We start from the raw sequence: 20,935 nt of genomic DNA, 5'->3' as shown, positions 1-20,935 counted from the left end.
ATCCTCCTTATCTTCAGTGACTAAATGCTTGATTACATATTTTTTAACGCTGTATCGACGGCTGCTTGAATTTCTTCTGCTAGCACGGTATTTTTTATATTTTCGTACTGATCCGGATAAATCGGATCACAAATTTGTACATACACTTCTGCTGCTTTTATTCTGCCATTATTTTGCTCCATTATTTTATACGTACCTTCGATTGCAATCGGCACAATTGGAACTTTAGCTTTTGTACCTAATCGTAAGCTACCTGATTTAAACGGATGCAGTGCTTGTCCTTTACTTCTTGTACCTTCTGGAAAGATAACCATTGATTGCCCTTGCTCCAGATTTTCAATTCCTTTGTTGATCACTTGAATGGCTCCCCTGCGATCGGTACGGTCGATAAACACACAATGTATGAGCTCCATCCATTTCGGTATAATAGGAAGTTTCTTAATTTCGTGTTTGGCGATAAATCCAAGTGGTTTTCCTAAATACCCAAGCAAAACAAGAATATCAAACAAACCTTGGTGATTCCCGACAAATAAAACCGGACCGGCCGGGACCTTTTCTTGACCAGTTACGTGCACATTAACACCAGCTTTTTCGATTACATTTCTCGAAACACGACTTGGTGTCTGAAAAGTTCGCTCATTTCTTTCATCTATTGAAATATCCTTTGGAAGGCGTCTAACCTTCTTCAAATCAAATGTACTTCCTAATATTTGAATAATTGCATAAGCATAAATGAACAGACTGCGCAAAATACTCTCTCCTTTGATGTAAACCGATATTACAGACTATAAACCAAAACGCTGATTAATTTTACTTCTATACTTTCTGCCTGTACCTGTAGTTAGTTTTCTTTTTTCCATCAGTAATTTATAGTGTAGCTCTTTTTCCGTTAATTTCTTTTTATAATTTTCTCGCTCACCCCCATCCTCACATGCCGCAATTAAATCTCGTAAGGAGACAAGCTCTTTGTTGAGACGCACTTCTTCTGGAAGATAGCCGGAGTTTTTCATCATATGGTAGCTCGTGCGCATGTCTTCAGGAATAGCTGACAAATCTTCTAGTTGAAGCGGCTTGCCCTTGCCAGGTAAGTGATCCAATTGCCCATCTCTAATTGCTTCCTTGATTTTTTCCTCTGCCATCGTGCTAACATAATCCACGACCATCATCCTTTCTATTGTTAGTTATCTTTAAGCATGTTAAGTTAAGTCTTTTAGTTTTGCTAACCTTTTTTCCAAAGAATTCCGTAATGATACTGCGATTTCATTGACCTGCAATATCGTTTCGATCCCTTTTCGATTTTGTTTGTCATGATGCAGGATCTTGCTAATGTAGGCAGCACTTATTTGACTTGTATTTGTTTTTACGAGCGTTAATTTATCATCTGGATTGACATTACCTTCCTGTAGCACGCGAAAATAAACGCCATTATAACCTGTTTCTGTTACTACTGCTGTAATATCCTTCAGCTCATTAATTGCCGCGATTTTATAACACGGATTACGAGGCTGTGAAACTTGGATAAGCGCCTCACCTAAACGATAGACATCTCCAATATATAAATTGTCTTCCGTTATGCCTTCGATTGTGACATTCTCCCCAAAAGCAGGGATTGTGAAAGTTTTCTCGTAACGATGCTGCCAATATGCATAATGCTCATAAGGATAGAGTAGTAATGCCTTATCTTCTCCGCCGTGATTTTTCATATCTGCTTGTCCATCGCCAGCTAAGCCGATTTTCGATAGCCATAGCGTTTCATTGACAGGATGCTTTACAAATGCCGTGTGTAATTCCTTGCCATTATGCTGATATATTTTTGGTTCACCGATGTTTAATGATTTTATTTCATATCCCACTTTTTAGACCTCCAGTAGTATTAGCAGAAATTACATGAAACACTAATTACTTCTTAATTATATATAATAAAGACATGAATGAAACAAAAATTTAATCTATCTGTCATTTAATAACTGCATGTTTCGTGTTAAAATACTTGCTGAGTATCTCTAATTCTTGGAGTGAGGATGAATAGGAATGCACGTAGATAGCAAAGGCTGGTATGTAGAGCAACTAAAACATACCTGGATTCGCCGCTTCGGAGGACGTAAGATTGAAAAATATAAAATACACGTTCTTGCAAACCTATTAGAAGAGAATCAGACTTAATTACAGTAAGTAATCAAGTCTCTTATGTCGCAAACAACTTGGCTTTTGCCTGGTCTACTGGTGAAAGCCAAGTTTTCCTTTTAATCTAAAGAATTTGGTTGTGCGCCTTATAGTATGATATAAATTTGTACAAGTACTAATAACTCAATGTCATAAATATTATTTAAAATTTGTTAATTTATGATTTCTTTCATTGTTCAATTGGGCAAACTAGACATCATAAGGAATTTGACATCACTGGAGGAACATATATGTTTTCAAATGCTGAAATTGGAATAGATTTAGGTACTGCTAATATTCTCGTATATTCTAAATCAAAAGGTATCGTATTTAATGAGCCGTCTGTCGTTGCAATTGATATCCGCACGAATCAAGTTGTCGCTGTTGGTACAGAAGCGAAAGAAATGGTCGGAAAAACGCCGAAGAACATTGTACCGATCCGTCCGCTAAAGGATGGCGTTATCGCGGACTATGATGTAACTGCTCAACTACTAAAAGAAGTGTTAAAAAAGGTGTCAAAAACAATAGGCTTATCCATGCGTAAACCTACTGTTGTTGTATGTGCCCCATCAGGTGCTACTTCAGTCGAGCGTCGTGCGATCATTAATGCAGTTAAAGGCTATGGCGCAAAAACAGTCCACTTAATTGAAGAACCTGTCGCTGCAGCAATTGGTGCTGATCTTCCTGTAGAAGAACCGATCGCTAATGTGATCGTTGACATTGGTGGTGGAACAAGTGAAGTAGGTATCATCTCGTTCGGCGGTGTCGTATCCTGCCGCTCCGTGCGTACTGGTGGAGACAAAATGGATGAAGATATTATTCAATATATCCGCAAACATTACAATATCCTAATCGGTGAACGTACTGCTGAATCACTTAAAATGGAGATTGGTTATGCCCTAATTGAACATGAAGAAGTGTCAATGGATATTCGCGGTAGAGATTTGGTAACTGGCTTACCGAAGACGATTACTGTTACGTCACAGCAAGTTCAAGAAGCAATTAAAGAATCATTAGTTTCTATTCTTGATACGATTCGTTTAACATTAGAACATTGTCCACCTGAGTTAAGTGGAGATATTGTTGACCACGGGATTACGCTTGCAGGTGGTGGAGCTTTGTTAAAAGGGATGGAACAATGGCTAAAAACAGAACTTCATGTGCCAGTTCATATCGCTCCAAACCCCTTGGAATGTGTAGCGATCGGAACAGGAAAGTCGATAAAAATGATAAACAAACTGCAAAAGGCTACACAATAATAGATAAAACCCGATCACACCTGATCGGGTTTTGTTATGTAAACTGATTGACTACTTTATATAAATATAACTGCTTATCCCATTTCGAGATTGTTTTCTCTTGAGCCATACCAATTTTCTCCGCGACCCTAATTGAAGCATGATTGTCAGGGTCAATTAAGGAAATAAGTTGCGGCACATTCAACTGTTCAAAACCATACCGCTTACAGCCTAACGCTGCTTCTGTTGCATATCCCTTTCCCCATACTTGACGTGTAAATAAATAACCAATCTCCATTTGCACCTGTCCATCAACTTTTTGTGGAACGATGCCACATTGTCCGAGAAATGCACCCGTTTGTTTGTCTTCCACAATCCAAAGACCAACACCGAACTTTCGGTAATTATTGAGCGTCCAGTTTATCCAACGTATAACTTCTTCTTGTGTTTTCGTAGAAGGATAATAGGTCATCGCAACTGGATCAGAAAAAATCTTCGATAAGTAAGCTTGATCTGACTCAAGCATCAATCGCATATTTAAGCGATCGGTTGTAATAATATAATCCATCACTTCTCCCACCTTGACTATTTTTTTAAGCTAGTAATTTACCCGACCTTATGTAAAAATAGACTCATTACAAAAAGGAGGCCTAACTAGGATGGCTAAACTATTTGATAGGATTGATACTGTATTTGTTCAAGTACATGATTTAGAGAAAGCAGTTAATTGGTATGTAGATACATTTGAGTTAACTGTACGTTTTAAGATCGATAACCAAATCGCTGCACTAAACGTAGCTGAAACTCCACTAACCTTAATTCAAACGGATGAAGTGACAACAACCCAAGTAAAACATCCTTTATTTAACTTTTATACTGCAGATATACATAAAGCACATCAAAAATTACAAACAACAACCAATGTCATTCGTTCGATTGAACAAGATGGCGAAGTAACCTTTTTTGAATTTGAAGACTTAGATGGCAACACGTTAGGGGTTTGCTCATTTTAATACTTACCTGATCCCAAACTCCTAAATTACTTGATACATCCATACGCCATGTAAGAAGCAGGTGTAACTGTAGACAACAAGGGCAGCTGCTAGTAATCCATGTAATACTCTTGTTTTAGGGAGCATGTTTTTGATTGCAAGTGTGATGAGCATAACGGAAAGGATCAATTTACTAACTAGAAATAAGTTTGGACTAATGTTATAGACCAATGCCATAAGCGGATTTGCTTCGGCAATGAATGAGTGTTCTAATCCATAATAAGTTATGAGCCCGTCAAATGCATTTAATATAGACAATATTAGGAATAAAAGTTTCATCATGATTAATCACCAAATTTACTTTTTTACCAGTTATGTCCATATCATAAGAAAATAGACTGGTGGATTCAGTCTATTTTCTTAATTATTATTAAAAATTCCACTCACTTAGCGATTGCAACATATAGGTTGATTTCTGTGGGATTGCTTGCATATGTTCCTTTGTAGTAACTCCGGTATAGACGAGTAATGAGTCGATACCTGCACGGATTCCCGCCAAAATATCAGTGTCGTAGTTGTCACCAACCATAATTGTCTCTTGTTTGGAAGTCCCTAATACTTCAAGTGCCTGCTCGACAATAATCGATTCTGGTTTGCCAATGAAAGTTGGTGTTATTCCTGTAGTAACAGCTAAAACAGAAACTAATGAACCAGCTCCCGGCAGAAATCCGCGTTCTGTAGGTAATGCAACGTCGCCATTGGTTGCAATAAACCTTGCTCCTTTGCGAATATTCAAAGCGCCTCTGGTCAACTTCTCATATGTAATTGTTCTATCCAGACCCATCACAACAAAATCAGCATTGTCTTCAACAATTTCTAGTCCTTGTTCTTCTAGTGCAGCAAGTAACCCTTCCTCACCAATAGAGTAAACGCGTGCTCCAGGATGCTGTTCTGATACGTAAGCCGCTGTCGCCATACTTGTCGTAAATACATGTTCCGTCGTTGCTGGTATTCCCATGCTGATTAAAGTATCCGCAACTTTACGTGGGGGTTTTGTTGAATTATTTGTTAAAAACAAATAAGGAATACTTCTCTTCTCCAATTCATTGATAAACTTCACCGCTTCTGGAATAACCTCCGTACCTCGATAAACAGTCCCGTCCAAATCAATTAAGTACCCATTATAGGCTTTCATAAAATTACTCCTTTCTAAATAACTATGTCCAAACCCATTTCTAAGTTTATACTTTTGAAATTTCAAATTTGTTTGTTATTTCATGTACAAGTGTTAGTATAGTATTTACACAATTCAAAGAAAAGAATTTTCCTTAAAGATTCACTTCTTAGACAATCAAAAGTTTTCTATTCGAATCGGTATCATGCTATTATTAGTAGTATGAGAATCAGAAGTAATCAAAATATTATAAAAATAAATATCGTCATTATTTAATTAAATTATTAATGCAAAGAGAGGTATCTTAAATCATGAAAACAAATAAGCCAAAATCGATTATCGTCATTTTTGGAGCAACCGGTGATTTGGCAAAACGCAAATTGTATCCATCCATTTATCGATTATATCGAAGTGGTAAGCTTTCCGATAACTTTGCGGTAGTTGGTGTAGCAAGAAGACCGTGGACAAATGCTGTTTTGCGAGATAATGTCAAAGAATCGATTGCATCATTTAAAAATGATAACATTGATCACGATGCTTTTTCATCTCACTTCCATTATCATCCGTTTGATGTAACGAATATCGAATCTTATCAAGAACTACATACATTATTAAATGACCTCGATGGTGAATATCATACGGAAGGTAACCGAATCTTCTACTTAGCAATGGCACCTAATTTCTTTGGTACAATTGCTGAAAATTTAAAATCGCAAGGACTAACATCTACGGAGGGTTGGTCTCGTTTGGTTATTGAAAAACCATTTGGCCATAATTATCCATCTGCAAAAGAATTAAACGAACAAATTCGCCAAGCCTTTACTGAAGACCAGATTTATCGTATAGATCATTATTTAGGTAAAGAGATGGTCCAAAACATAGAAGTTATACGATTTGCGAATGCAATGTTTGAACCACTTTGGAACAATCAATACATTTCCAACATTCAAATCACTTCAAGTGAAACACTAGGTGTAGAAGATCGTGGCAGATATTATGAATCCTCTGGTGCGTTACGCGATATGGTGCAAAACCATATTTTACAAATGATGGCACTTTTAGCAATGGAACCACCAATTAAACTAACACCTGAAGAAATTCGTAGTGAAAAAGTGAAGGTGCTTCGTGCTTTACGACCTATTGAAGTCGAGGATGTAAATAACTATTTCGTACGCGGTCAATACGGTCAAGGAAATGTAAGTGGTGAGGAACTAAGTGCTTACCGCGAAGCAAATGGTGTCGATCCTGAGTCAAATACAGAAACATATGTAGCAGGGAAGCTATTAATCGATAATTTCCGTTGGAAGGGTGTGCCATTCTATATCCGTACAGGAAAAAGAATGAAACAAAAATCTACTGAAATTGTGATTCAGTTTAAGGACCTGCCAATGAATCTATATTACGACAAGGCATCTAACGTCCACCCGAACTTATTAGTTATTCACATCCAGCCTGACGAGGGACTGCGCTTATATTTGAATGCGAAAAAGGGAGATCATGGTACAGTTTCGATGCCAATTGCCATGAACTACAACAATAGTAGCAAAGACAAAATGAATACACCTGAAGCCTATGAGGTACTTTTACATGACTGTATGCGTGGTGATTCAACAAACTTCACACACTGGGATGAGGTAGCCCTTTCTTGGAAATTTGTTGATATTATTTCACAAGCATGGGAAAACAGTAAAGCGAATGATTTTCCTAATTATGAGTCTGGAACAATGGGACCTAAAGCATCTGACGACATGCTGAAAGAGGATGGATACCATTGGTGGAACGTCTCCAACCGCCTAGATTAATTATTTTAGGCTCTTTTCATAGAGTTTGTTGCTTTTTATGTCATATTTGAAGTGAAATGCGACGTAGTGCTAGATGCAAAGTGGCGATAAAGCTTGATAGACAAGTTCGGTGGTTTGGCGGCCACTAGAGCGCTTATGTGTGACAAAAAGGGCATCATTTGAATTGTGCGGCCACCAGAGCCCTTATTTAACCAAAAGGCACATGAATAGAATCTATTCTTAGTAGATAAGGGCTCTCATGTCCGCTAAATCACCAAATCTGTGATTTCAGGCGAAATAAGCGCCCTGGTGTCCGCTTAGCAGACCTTTCCGGGGCCGACCACAGACCTTCGTACCACACGTTCCGGAAAAGGCGTACTATGAATGGTGCACTTGTACTTTTGAGTGGAAGCACTATCACAAGGTTACATCGCGTTCTAGGATATTTTGCGCATTAACAACAATCTATTAGAAAACAGCCTTATTTTAAGAAAAATGGCCCTGCTCAATCTGAGCGGGGCCATTTTTCTTATTTCATCCATTCTGTATGGAATATACCTTCTTTATCAACACGTTGGTACGTATGGGCACCAAAGTAATCACGTTGTGCTTGTAGCAGGTTTGCAGGTAGTGTCTCTGTACGATAGCTGTCATAGTATGCTAAAGCACTTGAGAATGCTGGTACAGGAATACCACGTTCAATTGCAACTGCAAGCACTTTACGTAATGATGCTTGGTAGCTTTCTACGATTTCTTGGAAATATGGATCTAATAACAAGTTCGCTAGTTCTGAGTCACGATCATATGCTTCTTTAATTTTTTGCAAGAACTGTGCACGGATGATACAGCCTCCACGGAAGATCATGGAAATATCCCCATAGCGTAAATTCCAATCATTTTCTTCAGATGCAGCACGCATTTGGGCAAACCCTTGTGCATATGAGCAAATTTTACTCATGTACAACGCTTTACGGATAGCCTCAACTAGTTCTGCTTTATCGCCTTGATATGCTGTTTTTCCTGCTTCTGGACCGTGTAAGATTTGGCTAGCTTTGACACGTTCTTCTTTCATCGCTGAAATGAATCGAGCAAAAACAGATTCTGTAATGATTGGCAGTGGAACACCTAAGTCTAGGGCACTTTGGCTCGTCCATTTTCCTGTTCCTTTTTGACCAGCAGTATCCAGAATCACATCAACCATTGGCTTACCTGTTTCATCATCTTTCTTCGTAAAAATATCTGCGGTGATTTCAATTAGATAGCTGTCCAGTTCACCTTTATCCCATTCGGCAAATACTTCATGAAGCTCATCTGCATCCAATCCTAGGACGTGCTTAAGAATAAAGTAGGCTTCACAAATTAATTGCATATCGCCATACTCAATACCATTGTGCACCATTTTCACATAGTGGCCTGCTCCATTAGGTCCGATGTATGTTGTACAAGCCTCTCCATCAACCTGTGCAGCAATAGCTGTTAAAATAGGTTCTACAAGGTCGTACGCTTCTTTTTGTCCGCCCGGCATAATTGAAGGTCCTTTTAACGCACCTTCTTCTCCACCAGAAACACCTGTACCAATAAAATGGATACCAGTTTCTTCTAATTCTTTGTTACGACGAATTGTATCTTCGTAGAAGGTGTTACCTCCATCAATAAGAATATCGCCTTTTTCCAAGAATGGTTTTAATTGCTCAATTGTGGCATCTGTCGGATTACCCGCTTTAACCATAAGAAGAATTTTACGCGGTTTTTCTAGTGATGCTACAAATTCTTCAATGCTGTATGTACCTGCAAAATTTTTATCTTTTGCTTCTTCTTTCAAAAAATCCTCTGTTTTTTCTGGTGAACGATTATACACAGAAACAGAATAACCTCTACTTTCAATGTTTAGCGCAAGGTTTTTACCCATAACGGCTAATCCAATAACACCTATTTGCTGTTTTGACATCATCATTCGCTCCTTATGTTTCAAATCTCTCCTATCCATCATAACGCTTTGTAGGAAAATGTCGCAACTAAATGCATAGGTTATTGCATTCATTTCTTACAATTATTTGAACATTATGACAAACTTAGCCTTTATAAAGCAGAGAGTCGAATATCCTCTTCTATAAACTTAGTATAACTATAGAATTACTGCAAGTGTTACATTCACAATCTGTTGGTGTTGTATGTCCATTAATTAGTTGTTAGGATCAAGAATCCAGTGGTTAATCGCGTTGGCTACACCATCTTCTTCATTACTTGTTGTCACCCAATCAGCCGCTCGCTTTACTTGTTCTTGGGCATTCCCCATCGCAATACCAAGACCCGCTTCTTCAATCATGCGAATATCATTTAAGCTATCTCCCATCGTCATCACATGGTCCATTGTTATATTTAAGTGCTCGCACACTTTTTCAATCGCCATAGCTTTATTTATTCCCACTGCGTTCACTTCGACATTCGTCAAACTCGAATTACTTAACTCAATTCGATTGTCTGCTGCAAGCTCCTCAATTATTTTTTGTTTTATGCTATTATCAGTTGTATCAAAGCCAAATTTTAACCATTGATAATCGGCTATATTTACAGGTGCTTCCCCTCTGAAAACCTCTTTCGTTGATGCCATCCAAGCATATGTTTGATATTTTTTATGTAACTCAACCAATGCTTCAATAATAGCGACGTCTATCACTTGACGATCTACCAGTTCTCCAGCAGCCGTCCATATTTCACTTCCATTAGCAGTAACAAAATATGAAGTGAGACCAAGTTCTTTAGCAAATTCATGTGTCGTAATGTAATGCCGTCCTGTACATAAGATCACTTCGACACCTTGCTCACGCGCTTTTTGAATTGCATTATAGTTAGCCTGAGATATCTGATTGCCCTCATTAAGCAATGTCCCATCCATATCAAGCGCAATTAGCCGAATATCTTTTTTATCTGACATAGTTGTCATCTCATCCATCTCCTTTTTTCACGGGTACACCGTTCCTATTTACCAACATTATCTTACCAACAAGTCGGAACATAGACCAGTAATCATCTTCATCTATTGACTTCACTATACTTTTCTGATATAGTTAGTAATTGCCTTCGCATTATAAGGTAATTTGACTATAAAAGAGTGATAAAAATGTTGGATTCTGCTTTTGTTAAAAAGAATTCGCTTAATCACACTGGATCGGCTTCGGAGTCGTAAGGATGTAAGAGAGGTAGGGCTTACGTCGTTTAGGCTAGTAAAAAGATTAAGGTAGAAGTACCGCGGCAATATTAATTAAAAAAAATATACGTACATGAACTTACTTTTTATATACAAGTTACCAAGGGAGTATCCAATTCGGATACTCCCTTTTTCATTCATTAACTGATAAGGGATTTGTAATAAACACTATTAGACTTTTATCCCTGTCGAAATCCCAATCGACAAATATATCATGCACACTTGTACCTAGATTCTCCTCAAAATGACTGTTACTGTGAAAGTGTGTTTTTTCCATTTTACGCTTAGTAAGCTTCAGTTTCTCCTGTAGACCATCCCGAATTAATTCCTTCTCAATACTAACTAAAATCCCTTGCCTGATTACCAATAACGTTCTAGAATTGAGGAAAAAGGATTCAATATAGTCGGGAGTCTTTTGAACCGTACGACTAATATGAACTACTTCTTTTTCAAGATTCATTTTACCGGGATAGTGTTGTGTTACTGGATAGTCACTTTTTGTTTCTTCACTTGTGACTGCAACAAATATAGCTGATTTATTATGTAAGTCCCAGTCATAGTAAAATTCTTGCACCTCCATCTTACACATATGAAGGATATTCGCTTTGATTTCCGGAATTAAATCCTGCATTACTAAATCTCGTGTTTCTTGTAATAAGCTATCCTGCCGTTTTCTTAATAGTATCTTTTCAGTTGGAGACATGAACTTTCGCACATGAAAGGTAATATACTTATTTGCAATTGACACATATACACCTTCTGGCCCTTTGCCAAAATTATCCCGCAATAACTTGCTTAGAAAATTACTTAATGCTGCTGTTTTATCTTTCAGCTCCTCCATTTTTTCCACCTATCTAAAAATTAAATTTTGTATCCTTTTATCTAGTCTTTACATGTTTCGGGAAATTATTGGTAATATTTTTCACTTGTTCAAATACAGATTGTTTCAATATACTGTATATAGGTGAAAGGTAAGAATGCCATTCACTTAGAGGAGAATACTTTTATGAAATTTATTAACGATGAATTGTTGGTGGAAGTGTTTGTTAAAGCTATAACATTGGAATACAATAAAGATGTAATCGATTTACTTGAGAATGAGATTATTGAGAGGAAAATAGATGTTTACGAGGTTTTGGAAGGTAATAATATAGGGTACTAGTAACACAACAGACGTTTCACTTAACTTCGCAACCTTTTACTAAATCACTTTTAGTCCACGGTCAGCTATTTCTTTTTCTAACAAAATAATAAAATCATGATCAAGTCCTAAATGTACAGCCTGTTCATAGGCGTCGATTAAATTTGCATCTGATAGACTATCAAACATAGTTATCACCCTTTTCTTACTTAATTATAAATGAAAATGGCACCCTAGCTTTTGAGAGGGATGTCATTTAAATCAAACATTCAATGGGCTACTATTGCAGTCCATTTCGAAATAAAGTAATTTTATAATTAACGCTTACATATAAAAGACTTACTAGTTAAATATAACATTAATATTTATAGTATTTCAATTATAATCAATTAATATTTATTGTATCTTCGAATGTTTCTTGATTCAAGGTATATTTATTAAGTCAGAGGTGAAAATGAAATGCCCAAACACGAAATAGCAAAAGTACTAGGTGAACGAATTCGAAAACTAAGAAAAGCAAAAGGAATAACCCAAGAAGAGCTTGCACATATGGCTTGCTTACATTCGACATATATTGGTCAATTGGAACGTGGAGAAAAAAATGCCACGTTAGATTCCATCAATAAGGTAGCAAGAGCACTTGATATATCACTAGAGGAACTATTTCGCTTTTCTATCTTTTCTGATAAAAAACAAGAAACAATGAGCCAACTGCTAAGTGAACTCGAAAACATAGAGGAAGAGGATCGTTCTAACCTATTTATGATTATGAATATTTTAATAGATTGGAATAAACAAACTACGTTAAAGAAAAAAACAACTCCGGAATGATACATGAATGGACTTTGCAAGGATCAGTTGCTCTATTTGTTGTATTTGAAGACCATTATCACTATTAATTCGACAGTTAACAATCCATTTAGATTACATATGTCTCTTTAATGAAAATTAATATCTCACTCCGCTTTACAATCCGTGCAGATCAGAATCTGATAATTTCCATCTCAATCGTAAAGCGTACCAAATCCAGTTAAGGCTATTGCTAATTACAAAGTGAAATTCTATTGACGTTAGTCAGTAGAGCTGATAAACTCACCTTATTAAAATGGATGCTTTGATTGTTATCGGTAATACTATTTCCAGTATAGCTTCTATAGACTGTAATAAGTAGCACCGATCTTCACAATACAATCATAGGCAACCACACAGATGTTTTACATACTACCTAGATTGGATGCCATGCTTCCAATCTTTTTCATTTCTAAGAACGTGAGGTGATGAACATGAAAAAACGCGCAGTTGTTAGTGTAATTGGTAAAGATCAAATTGGGATTATTGCAAGCGTCACAACTGTTCTTGCAGACAACAACATAAACATTCTCGACATCAGTCAAACAATTTTACAAGATTTCTTTACGATGATCATGGTTATTGAAGTGGATGATGCCACCAATTTGGAGCCGTTACAACAAAAATTCGCACCAATCGAAGAGAACATGCATTTGAAAATAAGTATCCAATTAGAGGATATATTCCAAGCAATGCACCGGGTTTAATAGGAGGGATATGGATGGGAATTGCTTTTACAGAAGTTCAAGAAACGATTCGCATGGTACAAATGGAAAGCTTAGACATTCGAACTGTGACAATGGGAATTAGTCTTAGCGACTGCGCTAATGCCGATTTTGAGTTATTAAATAAAGCTGTGTATAACAAAATCACAACCTATGCCCGTGATTTAAAGACAGTCGCAGAGCAAGTTGAACGAGAATATGGAATACCTATTATTAATAAGCGGATAGCCGTGTCGCCAATCGCCGACTTATTAGGACATGCAACTACTAGTCAAGCAATTCAACTAGCTAAAACGTTAGATAAAGCAGCTCAAAAGCTTGGTGTTGATTTTATAGGTGGTTATTCTGCACTTGTACATAAAGGAATTAATAAAGGAGAACAAACCTTACTGGAGGCATTGCCAAAAGCATTGGCTTCAACAGAAAGGGTCTGTTCATCCGTGTCAATCGCAACAACAAGAACTGGTATTAATATGGATGCAGTACATCTAATGGGTAAAATAATTAAAAATGCGGCACAACTAACAAAAGACAACAACGGTATAGCTTGTGCGAAACTGGTGGTATTTTGCAATCCAGTCGAAGATAATCCATTTATGGCTGGTGCCTTTCATGGAGCTGGTGAAGGCGAAGCAGTTATTAGCGTTGGTGTAAGCGGACCTGGCGTAGTATTAAACGCACTCAAACGCTATCCCGATGCTGACTTAGGTCAAGTTGCAGATATCATTAAAAAAACAGCTTTTAAAATTACCCGCGCTGGTGAGCTGATTGGACGTGTCGTTGCTGAACGCTTAGCCATACCATTTGGAATTATGGACTTATCCCTTGCACCAACGAACGCCATGAACGATAGTGTCGCAGAAATCCTTGAAGAAATTGGCTTAGAGCGCATTGGCACACATGGTACGATTGCCGCCCTGGCACTTATGAATGATGCAGTTAAAAAAGGTGGAGCGATGGCAAGCTCCTATGTTGGTGGCCTTAGCGGTGCCTTTATTCCTGTTAGCGAAGACAATGGCATGATCCGTGGTATTGAGGATAATGCACTAACGTTATCGAAGCTAAAAGCAATGACTTGTGTATGTTCTGTTGGACTCGATATGATTGCTTTGACCGGGAATGTTTCTGCCGAAACGTTAGCAGCAATCATTGCTGACGAGGCAGCTATAGGTATGATCAACAAAAAAACGACCGCCGTTCGCGTCATCCCTGTACCAGGTAAAGCTGAAGGTGATATTGTTGAGTTCGGCGGGCTGCTCGGTCGAGCTCCTGTTATGGGCGTGAACCCATACAACTCGGATAAATTTATAAGACGCGGCGGTCGGATCCCCGCACCTATTCAAGCATTAACAAACTAAATACTTCGTGAAGGCTGTGTCATTATAATATTAGCTAAGGTACATGAACTTTTGTTCATGTACCTTTTTTATTACCCTATGTCTTAGGGCTTAGTATAAATACATCTTAAGATCATTTTGGGTTGCTTGAAATAACTATATGATAACATATGGAAAAAGGAGGAAATGGATAAAGACATTAGAGGTTGCCAAAAAAGATGCATGAATAGATACTTTTGAACTTATAAATCAGAATTCATTTTATTACGTAAAATAACTTTTATGCCACGTAACCTTGGGATAGTGCTTCCACCCAAAAGCACAAGTGCAACATCTACTCAATCAAAGCGCCCATCATAGTACGCCCTTTCCGTCACAATGTGGTATGAAGGTCGTCGAGTACATAAAAGGATTTAAGCGGACACCAGGGCGCTTATTTTGCTTAAAATTACAGATTTGATGATTTAACGGACATGAGAGCCCTTAACTACTAAGAATAGATTTTATTCATGTGCCTTTTGGTTAAATAAGCACGCTGGTGGCCGCACAATTCAAATGACGCCCTTTTTGTCCCAAATAAGGGCGCTAGTGCCCGCCATGAACCACCTTACTTGTCTTTCATTTGTCGCCACATGGCATCAATTTCACTTCAATCATGAAGTTAAAAAAGCCACAGACTTTACGAAAAGAGCATTATGAAAGACGAAATTTTACACTATTTTAACTCTCGATTGTTCATTTTCTGTTATGCTGAAAAAAACAGATTTAATTTAAGGGGGACGTTACGTGCCAAACATTATTAATTATGCACATAGAGGTGCATCTGCCTACTATCCAGAAAATACGTTGATTGCTTTTGAAAAAGCAATAGAATTAGGTGCCACTGGTATTGAAACAGACGTTCAAATGACACGTGACGGAGAGCTCGTCCTCATCCATGACGAATCATTACAACGAACTACTGGTATAAACTCGTTAGTGAAGGATATTTCCTATGATCTAATAAAAGATGCGGATGCGGGATCTTGGTTTCATCAAGATTTTTCAACAGTACGGATTCCTAAGTTAGCCGAATTATTAGAACTCGTGAAAGATACAAATGTAACGATCAACATTGAATTAAAAAATGGGATATTATTTTATCCAACTCTAGAGGAAAAAGTAATTGAACTCATTCGTACTTATGGGATAACAGATCGTGTTATCCTATCAAGCTTTAACCATTATTCACTTGTAAAAGTAAAAGAGATTGCTCCTGAAATAACAACTGGTGTACTGTTTATGGAGGGACTTTATCAACCATGGAATTATGCCAAGCAGCTTGGAGCCACAGCATTGCATGCAATTACATATGCCACCCAACCAGAGCTAGTTGCAGAGGCTAGAAACTATGGGATTATTTATAATACGTTTACCGTAAATAATAAAATACAAATGGAGCAACTTATTTCAGGTGGCGTCGCAGGGATTATTACCGACTATCCAGATCGTCTCGCTGAAGTATTGGGTTCTAAAGAGGATATTAAATAGAATAGGTTGAATTGGGGCTATTAGTAATAGTAATTCACATTTATGCTAACTTAGCCCCATCGTGTTTTTAATACGATATATATTTTTCTTATTGTCCCACGTTTCATCCTTTAGAATATCAATACTTGCTTCGACGTTAGATAATTGCTCTTTTATCTGTCCGAATTCCTTTGCATTTTCTATTCTCATCCCATCAATCTCTGCTTTTAAGGATTCTTGACCTGTTCTCAAGGAGGATAAGATCTGTCCATGTTCTTTAAAAGTTTCGGTGTGGGAATTCAGAATATCACCTTGTTCTTTAAACTTCTCCGTGTGCGAATTCAGAATATCTCCTTGTTCTGTAAACTTCTCCGTGTGCGAATTCAGAATATCTCCATGTTCTGTAAACTTCTCCGTGTGCGAATTTAATATATCACCATGTTCTTGTAGTGTTTTACTATGTGCTTTCAATATTCCGCTATGTTCGTTTAGCAATTCAGTGTGCGACTTCAATATTCCACTATGTTCGTTTAGCAATACAGTGTGCGATTTCAATATTTCTCCATGAGCGTCTAGTTGCTCACTATGCTTGTCTAATTTCCCGTTAATTTCCTTTAATATCTCTAAAATTTGATTCTCCACCTTTAATCACCTCCTTCATGTCTTAAGTATAACATCGTAACTAACGATTATCGACAGAAACTTTCACAAAACAATCCCCACAACTTTTTAGGTCGCAGGGATTGTTATTAGATTATAAACCGCCACAGCCTTTTTGGGTTTGTTGTTTGATAATTCTGTATCGTTTTCCACCATCTTACAATTCCTCAGAGAATTGATGTTCTTTTTGACTGGGCTTTTTATCTTGTTTCTTTATTTGATTATTCATCACCATTCATCTCTCGTCCACTTATGAAGCTATTCTCTTCGGGGGCGAATCGAACGTTTTGTAAACTCCATTCTTCTTGTCCAGGGTGCACGGTATGGTGCTCTATTTCTTTACTATCAGGTTGTTCAATTTCAACCGTTTGTTCATTCTTTTTATTGTTTTTCATCATGATCATCCTATCCTTTAGAACCTAGACCGTCTTTCGGTCGGTTATGATTACTTCGATTAAATAGTTGGTGTCCATCTGGTAAGCTTTCCTTTGGTGTTTTATTATTCGTTAATGCAGCTTGATTTTGACTTTTTCTTTTACGCATAAACTCATCTCCTTTACCAAGCTTATAAATAGTTTATGACGAAATAGTCTATCTAACATAGGTAAAATATGTCTCACACATAATCTGTAGAAACTAAGGGAAAATAAGGACATAAAAAACTGGAGGGATAAAGAATGGAAAACAACCGCAAGAATATTAACGAAAAGAAAGAGCATAAAGGATTTGAAAACGAAGCACTTACTGATTTTGAAGAAGAAATTGTAGAAAATAACGTTGAAGGCAAAACATGGAACACAACAGATAGAGAATAATCTCGATTAATCAATTTGGTGCATTTCACAATAGTCTTCAACTAGATCTTCAATCTTACTTAGTTCAGGATATTTTCCTGAGAAATCAAACTTTATTTCTTCAATAACCTTGTTTGTATACTTGAATCGCTCCATTTTGGTTGATCACACTATAATCCGGTTCAAAGCGATAATCGTTTCGTTGAATAGGTCCCATTAAATACAACTCCTTTTCAATTTTGAATTAGTATGCCCTGTTATCGTTATAAGTTCAAACAGATTTGTAAGAGTAAACCTAGGTGCTCTATCATGCAGAATTGATTAAAGTACGGCGTTTGAGTAAAGAGATATCACCGCGGCAAAATACGTCCCTTTCCACTGGGAACCACGGAGCGGTTTTCAAGCTATAGAAGTGAGTAATCGTTCAAGGGATATCTGCCGATAGTGAGCCTCTTTCGACAGTTTTGATTATCCAGCCGGACTCTAAAGTTCTTATATACCAATCACCGCACACTGATGGCCGTCAGCGAATCATCGGTCACGCAGAAAAGGCTTATTTTTCACAGCAACAGATAAATTTATTCTTCGTACTTTATTTTAAATAAGCTAGCGGACAATCTAGCCCGCTAGCCATTTATTCTAAATCCAATTCAATCCTAATCTTATCATCTGGAAAGATCGTTTTATTGTAGGATTCCATTTGAATTTCTTTTGGTACAGGAATTTCATCTTCATTCGTTGGTTCTAGAAAGATCCCGCTCACCGTCGAAAAGAATCGTACTTTTTTAGTAAGAAATTCTGTATAATCGTAAAAATCCTCAGGTTGATAGGTATTACCCTGATCATCTACGTACATACCATCCTGTGAAAACCCCATACCCATTCTACCTTCTGGCATTTCGGGCTCCGTGATCACAGTAAAATTTAACGATTCAAACATACGGTCTTCACTCCATGGTTGCTTTAAAACATACGATACAGGCTGTTGCTGTTGTTCGTCCTTCTCTAATGTTAATTCGGTCCCTAGAAAAGTAAACGTCTGTGGCTCATCCAGTTTAGGATCCAATTTAAATGTGTCATTGACAGGTATTGTTTCTTGAATACGGTTGACAGACACCTCAAAATATTCGGGTGGTGCATAATACATCGACTCAAATACAACCCGTTCTGCATACAGTTCATCTCCTATATAATTTCTACCATAAGGAGAAATGGATTGATCTTGTTTAAAGATCGCCTCTTCACTTTGTAATTGGTCAAAAATCATATAAAAATCAGGAGAAGCAAAATCTGCAGTATTTATCTGATATTCCAAATATGTAGCTGTTGGGGCTAATACTATCTTACTAAATGTTATCGGATAACCTGCAATTTCAGCTTCCACATCTAGCTCTTTTTCAACGACCATTTCTTTTTTCACAGGAATGCTTACACTCCATTCTCCTCGAATAGGTTTAAGTTCATAGTTATCCCTTGGAATCATAAAATTCGAGGACCCTTCTGCAACAACTTCGATTAGCTTATCTACTCTAAGTTCAAGTGTCGTTTCGTCCTCACTTAATTCACGAAATGAAAGTCGACCTTTATATTTATTCGATTCCTCTGCTGGAATATCTGAAAGCATATCAATATTCATATGAACACCTGAACTGTCTGTTGTAATCGTCGGTTGGGCGGCATGATCCATCCTAAGCTTTCTGTCCTCATTCAAATCTTCAATTTCATAATAAATAAAGGTTTGCATTTCATCAGCAACAGCATGGGTTACTGTTAATTTTATTCCATTACTTTCTGATGATACGTTTAACGTGTTGCCAATCCCAAATTTCCTTATCTCCTCCAGGCTTTCCTGATCAGCCATACTCATGCCGTTCCACCAGTCAACAGCTTTCCCTACTGTACCTGTAGCAAACAAAATACCTATAACAATAACGAATGAAACAGCAATAGACAGCCAGGCCTTGGGTGATATGCGTTTAATCAAAGAAAAACTAGATGACTCCTGAAGTTCAGTTAATTCCCTCCGACAATCCTCACACCAAAGAAGATGCTCCTCCATCGCCTTGGTTTCTTCTTCTGTTAACTGCTGGTTCAAAAAGGCCTGCATTTTGCTTTTACATTGCTGACAATCCATCGTGTACACCTACTTTTTAATTTTTAGAATCTACCTACTTGAGTCAATTTCATTTCTCGATTATTTTCGTATGGTTTGGTTGCTTTTTCAGAATTCATAATCTAATATGCGTCGTAACTTGGAGAGTGCTTGCACCGCTGCGGAACTTCTGCTTTTAACGCACTACCTGCCATTAGAAAACCTATGCCAGTGGAGGCAGAATACTTCGACTCCTGCGGGAAAAAAGAGCAGGGACGAGACCCCGCAGAACGCAGTTCGAGGAGGCTCGTCGCTCCCCGCGGAAAGCGAAGTATTCTGACGGAACGGTGTCAAAGCACGCACCTTTATTATTACGTTACGACGGATATTACTTCATTTCCGCTATAACAACAGTCTTTAAAAATAGCCATTTTTTATAATTCAAACTCATACTCATCCTTAAGATACAAATAAACGACTAAAATAACATTTTCTAAATCTTCCACACTTCTCCCTGCTATATCCAGGCCGATTTTCGGAAAAATTATAGATGCTACTTGTCTTGTCATTCTATTTCGCTCTAATATTGGCAAACCGAGTAGCCGGTCTGTATACGTTCTTATAAGTTTCCAATCCTTTGGTTGCATTTGATTGATCGTCCACTCTTCCAGTTGCAGGTCTTGTTTAGATAAGCCACGGCGCTCTATTTCTTTCGCGAGTGCAGAAAGCTTCTTCTTTTGTTTTGCTCTTCTTTCATGGACCACAACCGTTCCCGCTACAATATCACCAAGACGTTTGTGCTTGGAATGGAAAAAAATCAGTGCAATCCCTAGTAAATAATTAGCAGGTAATTGATCAATAATGCGCAGCAAATTGCGAATAAAGCTTGATAATAGCGTGATGCTATGACCGTTATCTTGGATTACGCGGATACCAATTACTCGTTTCCCGATCGTTTTTCCACCGAAGAAATATTCTAAAATAAAAAAGTAGCCCCAGTTAATTAGAAATAAGACGAGTATTGATATTCCAATAACAAATGAATTCATTTCATACAAAAAAATCTGTGACCATTGCCCGCTCATAATGATAGACAAAACAACGACAAAGAGAATGTTTGCAACCATAACAATGCCTTGGTCTATGAGAAATGCCGCCGATCTACTACCCAACCCTGCTGATTTAAAGCGCAGCGACACATATTCTGGTGTTTTAATATCTAACTGTTCTTGGTCCATTGAGCTTTCCCACCTTTCGAGATGAATTTTAGCG

At 37.5% G+C, this 20,935-nt stretch carries 25 protein-coding genes and 1 pseudogene; 10 read left to right on the top strand and 16 right to left on the bottom strand.

The genetic code is table 11. From position 1 onward, the window contains the following. Positions 1–32: 32 nt before the first annotated feature. From ACI6MV_RS13470 to ACI6MV_RS13460, 3 genes are read right to left on the bottom strand one after another with little or no spacing between them, the layout of a single operon-like run. Positions 33–749 carry a lysophospholipid acyltransferase family protein gene (locus tag ACI6MV_RS13470; RefSeq protein ID WP_407270828.1) on the bottom strand — a complete coding sequence of 239 codons (717 nt, stop codon included), beginning with the start codon at positions 747–749 and terminating at the stop codon, positions 33–35. Positions 750–785: 36 nt separating this feature from the next. Next, positions 786–1,139 (bottom strand): DnaJ family domain-containing protein, encoded by a 354-nt coding sequence (locus ACI6MV_RS13465; RefSeq protein ID WP_407270827.1) that lies wholly within the window; start codon positions 1,137–1,139, stop codon positions 786–788. A 57-nt stretch (positions 1,140–1,196) separates the two neighbouring features. Further along, the gene (locus ACI6MV_RS13460) at positions 1,197–1,853 is read right to left on the bottom strand and encodes an MOSC domain-containing protein (protein ID WP_407270826.1); all 657 of its coding nucleotides are present in this window, start codon (positions 1,851–1,853) and stop codon (positions 1,197–1,199) included. A gap of 178 nt (positions 1,854–2,031) precedes the next feature. Between ACI6MV_RS13460 and ACI6MV_RS13455 the strand changes: the two genes are divergently transcribed. After that, entirely contained in the window at positions 2,032–2,163 is a 132-nt protein-coding gene (locus tag ACI6MV_RS13455; RefSeq protein WP_407270825.1) for a DUF2639 domain-containing protein, read from the top strand. Positions 2,164–2,414: 251 nt separating this feature from the next. Then, complete coding sequence (mreBH, locus tag ACI6MV_RS13450) at positions 2,415–3,422, top strand: rod-share determining protein MreBH (protein WP_407270824.1); 1,008 nt, start codon at positions 2,415–2,417, stop codon at positions 3,420–3,422. A 34-nt stretch (positions 3,423–3,456) separates the two neighbouring features. On the opposite strand, the gene ACI6MV_RS13445 is transcribed toward mreBH, so the two are convergent. Then, positions 3,457–3,969 (bottom strand): GNAT family N-acetyltransferase, encoded by a 513-nt coding sequence (locus ACI6MV_RS13445; protein WP_407270823.1) that lies wholly within the window; start codon positions 3,967–3,969, stop codon positions 3,457–3,459. A 91-nt stretch (positions 3,970–4,060) separates the two neighbouring features. On the opposite strand from ACI6MV_RS13445, the gene ACI6MV_RS13440 reads away from it, so the two are divergent. Then, entirely contained in the window at positions 4,061–4,414 is a 354-nt protein-coding gene (locus ACI6MV_RS13440) for a VOC family protein (protein WP_407270822.1), read from the top strand. Positions 4,415–4,435: 21 nt separating this feature from the next. On the opposite strand, the gene ACI6MV_RS13435 is transcribed toward ACI6MV_RS13440, so the two are convergent. Together ACI6MV_RS13435 and ACI6MV_RS13430 are read right to left on the bottom strand one after the other, a co-directional pair. Then, on the bottom strand, positions 4,436–4,735 hold the full coding sequence (locus ACI6MV_RS13435; RefSeq protein ID WP_407270821.1) for a DUF5658 family protein: 300 nt from the start codon (positions 4,733–4,735) through the stop codon (positions 4,436–4,438). 88 nt (positions 4,736–4,823) lie between these two features. Beyond that, on the bottom strand, positions 4,824–5,588 hold the full coding sequence (locus ACI6MV_RS13430; RefSeq protein ID WP_407270820.1) for a TIGR01457 family HAD-type hydrolase: 765 nt from the start codon (positions 5,586–5,588) through the stop codon (positions 4,824–4,826). 290 nt (positions 5,589–5,878) lie between these two features. Here ACI6MV_RS13430 and zwf point away from each other — a divergent pair, with 290 nt between their 5' ends. Continuing rightward, positions 5,879–7,369, top strand: coding sequence for a glucose-6-phosphate dehydrogenase (zwf, locus tag ACI6MV_RS13425; protein ID WP_407270819.1), 1,491 nt, complete (start codon positions 5,879–5,881; stop codon positions 7,367–7,369). A gap of 508 nt (positions 7,370–7,877) precedes the next feature. On the opposite strand, the gene gndA is transcribed toward zwf, so the two are convergent. The 3 genes from gndA to ACI6MV_RS13410 form a co-directional block, all read right to left on the bottom strand. Then, positions 7,878–9,296, bottom strand: a complete 1,419-nt coding sequence (gene gndA / locus ACI6MV_RS13420) for an NADP-dependent phosphogluconate dehydrogenase (protein ID WP_407270818.1) — start codon at positions 9,294–9,296, stop codon at positions 7,878–7,880. A 234-nt stretch (positions 9,297–9,530) separates the two neighbouring features. After that, the gene (locus ACI6MV_RS13415; RefSeq protein WP_407270817.1) at positions 9,531–10,292 is read right to left on the bottom strand and encodes a Cof-type HAD-IIB family hydrolase; all 762 of its coding nucleotides are present in this window, start codon (positions 10,290–10,292) and stop codon (positions 9,531–9,533) included. Between the two features lie 397 nt (positions 10,293–10,689). After that, a complete protein-coding gene (locus ACI6MV_RS13410; protein WP_407270816.1) occupies positions 10,690–11,397 on the bottom strand; it encodes a Na-translocating system protein MpsC family protein in 708 nt (235 codons plus the stop codon). 165 nt (positions 11,398–11,562) lie between these two features. On the opposite strand from ACI6MV_RS13410, the gene sda (ACI6MV_RS13405) reads away from it, so the two are divergent. Beyond that, entirely contained in the window at positions 11,563–11,718 is a 156-nt protein-coding gene (gene sda, locus ACI6MV_RS13405; protein WP_407270815.1) for a sporulation histidine kinase inhibitor Sda, read from the top strand. Positions 11,719–11,757: 39 nt separating this feature from the next. Here sda (ACI6MV_RS13405) and sda (ACI6MV_RS13400) read toward each other — a convergent pair whose 3' ends face one another. Then, positions 11,758–11,886, bottom strand: a complete 129-nt coding sequence (gene sda / locus ACI6MV_RS13400; protein WP_407270814.1) for a sporulation histidine kinase inhibitor Sda — start codon at positions 11,884–11,886, stop codon at positions 11,758–11,760. A 270-nt stretch (positions 11,887–12,156) separates the two neighbouring features. Here sda (ACI6MV_RS13400) and ACI6MV_RS13395 point away from each other — a divergent pair, with 270 nt between their 5' ends. From ACI6MV_RS13395 to ACI6MV_RS13380, 4 genes are all read left to right on the top strand, one after another. After that, positions 12,157–12,528: a helix-turn-helix domain-containing protein gene (locus tag ACI6MV_RS13395; RefSeq protein WP_407270813.1), complete on the top strand. Its 372-nt coding sequence runs from the start codon at positions 12,157–12,159 to the stop codon at positions 12,526–12,528. Positions 12,529–12,980: 452 nt separating this feature from the next. Then, positions 12,981–13,253, top strand: coding sequence for an ACT domain-containing protein (locus ACI6MV_RS13390; protein ID WP_407270812.1), 273 nt, complete (start codon positions 12,981–12,983; stop codon positions 13,251–13,253). A gap of 14 nt (positions 13,254–13,267) precedes the next feature. Continuing rightward, complete coding sequence (locus ACI6MV_RS13385; RefSeq protein WP_407270811.1) at positions 13,268–14,629, top strand: PFL family protein; 1,362 nt, start codon at positions 13,268–13,270, stop codon at positions 14,627–14,629. A 765-nt stretch (positions 14,630–15,394) separates the two neighbouring features. After that, complete coding sequence (locus ACI6MV_RS13380) at positions 15,395–16,138, top strand: glycerophosphodiester phosphodiesterase (RefSeq protein ID WP_407270810.1); 744 nt, start codon at positions 15,395–15,397, stop codon at positions 16,136–16,138. Between the two features lie 45 nt (positions 16,139–16,183). On the opposite strand, the gene ACI6MV_RS13375 is transcribed toward ACI6MV_RS13380, so the two are convergent. The 3 genes from ACI6MV_RS13375 to ACI6MV_RS13365 form a co-directional block, all read right to left on the bottom strand. Then, positions 16,184–16,759 carry a hypothetical protein gene (locus tag ACI6MV_RS13375; RefSeq protein ID WP_407270809.1) on the bottom strand — a complete coding sequence of 192 codons (576 nt, stop codon included), beginning with the start codon at positions 16,757–16,759 and terminating at the stop codon, positions 16,184–16,186. 239 nt (positions 16,760–16,998) lie between these two features. Next, positions 16,999–17,172, bottom strand: a complete 174-nt coding sequence (locus tag ACI6MV_RS13370) for a hypothetical protein (RefSeq protein WP_407270808.1) — start codon at positions 17,170–17,172, stop codon at positions 16,999–17,001. A gap of 10 nt (positions 17,173–17,182) precedes the next feature. Continuing rightward, on the bottom strand, positions 17,183–17,320 hold the full coding sequence (locus ACI6MV_RS13365) for a hypothetical protein (RefSeq protein WP_407270807.1): 138 nt from the start codon (positions 17,318–17,320) through the stop codon (positions 17,183–17,185). A 134-nt stretch (positions 17,321–17,454) separates the two neighbouring features. Between ACI6MV_RS13365 and ACI6MV_RS13360 the strand changes: the two genes are divergently transcribed. Further along, complete coding sequence (locus ACI6MV_RS13360; protein ID WP_407270806.1) at positions 17,455–17,592, top strand: hypothetical protein; 138 nt, start codon at positions 17,455–17,457, stop codon at positions 17,590–17,592. A 6-nt stretch (positions 17,593–17,598) separates the two neighbouring features. Here the strand turns inward: ACI6MV_RS13360 and ACI6MV_RS13355 are convergent. The 3 genes and pseudogenes from ACI6MV_RS13355 to ACI6MV_RS13345 form a co-directional block, all read right to left on the bottom strand. Continuing rightward, positions 17,599–17,788 (bottom strand): annotated as a pseudogene (locus tag ACI6MV_RS13355) (YbxH family protein). A gap of 417 nt (positions 17,789–18,205) precedes the next feature. Next, complete coding sequence (locus ACI6MV_RS13350) at positions 18,206–19,705, bottom strand: DUF4179 domain-containing protein (RefSeq protein ID WP_407270805.1); 1,500 nt, start codon at positions 19,703–19,705, stop codon at positions 18,206–18,208. A gap of 392 nt (positions 19,706–20,097) precedes the next feature. After that, positions 20,098–20,901 carry an RDD family protein gene (locus ACI6MV_RS13345; protein ID WP_407270804.1) on the bottom strand — a complete coding sequence of 268 codons (804 nt, stop codon included), beginning with the start codon at positions 20,899–20,901 and terminating at the stop codon, positions 20,098–20,100. Positions 20,902–20,935 lie beyond the last annotated feature (34 nt).

The organism is Radiobacillus sp. PE A8.2 (assembly GCF_045635475.1).
In the GTDB taxonomy this organism is placed as follows: domain Bacteria; phylum Bacillota; class Bacilli; order Bacillales; family Amphibacillaceae; genus JBJGXI01.
This window is presented reverse-complemented; position numbering and strand designations above follow the sequence as displayed.

Bases quoted from the DNA above. Each gene is read 5' to 3' on its own strand.
- ACI6MV_RS13465 (WP_407270827.1), bottom strand. From the start codon at position 1,139: ATGGCAGAGGAAAAAATCAAGGAAGCAATTAGAGATGGGCAATTGGAT.
- ACI6MV_RS13455 (WP_407270825.1), top strand. From the start codon at position 2,032: ATGCACGTAGATAGCAAAGGCTGGTATGTAGAGCAACTAAAACATACC.
- mreBH (WP_407270824.1), top strand. From the start codon at position 2,415: ATGTTTTCAAATGCTGAAATTGGAATAGATTTAGGTACTGCTAATATT.
- ACI6MV_RS13445 (WP_407270823.1), bottom strand. From the start codon at position 3,969: ATGGATTATATTATTACAACCGATCGCTTAAATATGCGATTGATGCTT.
- ACI6MV_RS13440 (WP_407270822.1), top strand. From the start codon at position 4,061: ATGGCTAAACTATTTGATAGGATTGATACTGTATTTGTTCAAGTACAT.
- ACI6MV_RS13435 (WP_407270821.1), bottom strand. From the start codon at position 4,735: ATGATGAAACTTTTATTCCTAATATTGTCTATATTAAATGCATTTGAC.
- ACI6MV_RS13430 (WP_407270820.1), bottom strand. From the start codon at position 5,588: ATGAAAGCCTATAATGGGTACTTAATTGATTTGGACGGGACTGTTTAT.
- zwf (WP_407270819.1), top strand. From the start codon at position 5,879: ATGAAAACAAATAAGCCAAAATCGATTATCGTCATTTTTGGAGCAACC.
- gndA (WP_407270818.1), bottom strand. From the start codon at position 9,296: ATGTCAAAACAGCAAATAGGTGTTATTGGATTAGCCGTTATGGGTAAA.
- ACI6MV_RS13415 (WP_407270817.1), bottom strand. From the start codon at position 10,292: ATGACAACTATGTCAGATAAAAAAGATATTCGGCTAATTGCGCTTGAT.
- ACI6MV_RS13410 (WP_407270816.1), bottom strand. From the start codon at position 11,397: ATGGAGGAGCTGAAAGATAAAACAGCAGCATTAAGTAATTTTCTAAGC.
- sda (WP_407270815.1), top strand. From the start codon at position 11,563: ATGAAATTTATTAACGATGAATTGTTGGTGGAAGTGTTTGTTAAAGCT.
- sda (WP_407270814.1), bottom strand. From the start codon at position 11,886: ATGTTTGATAGTCTATCAGATGCAAATTTAATCGACGCCTATGAACAG.
- ACI6MV_RS13395 (WP_407270813.1), top strand. From the start codon at position 12,157: ATGCCCAAACACGAAATAGCAAAAGTACTAGGTGAACGAATTCGAAAA.
- ACI6MV_RS13390 (WP_407270812.1), top strand. From the start codon at position 12,981: ATGAAAAAACGCGCAGTTGTTAGTGTAATTGGTAAAGATCAAATTGGG.
- ACI6MV_RS13385 (WP_407270811.1), top strand. From the start codon at position 13,268: ATGGGAATTGCTTTTACAGAAGTTCAAGAAACGATTCGCATGGTACAA.
- ACI6MV_RS13370 (WP_407270808.1), bottom strand. From the start codon at position 17,172: ATGAAAAACAATAAAAAGAATGAACAAACGGTTGAAATTGAACAACCT.
- ACI6MV_RS13365 (WP_407270807.1), bottom strand. From the start codon at position 17,320: ATGCGTAAAAGAAAAAGTCAAAATCAAGCTGCATTAACGAATAATAAA.
- ACI6MV_RS13360 (WP_407270806.1), top strand. From the start codon at position 17,455: ATGGAAAACAACCGCAAGAATATTAACGAAAAGAAAGAGCATAAAGGA.
- ACI6MV_RS13350 (WP_407270805.1), bottom strand. From the start codon at position 19,705: ATGGATTGTCAGCAATGTAAAAGCAAAATGCAGGCCTTTTTGAACCAG.
- ACI6MV_RS13345 (WP_407270804.1), bottom strand. From the start codon at position 20,901: ATGGACCAAGAACAGTTAGATATTAAAACACCAGAATATGTGTCGCTG.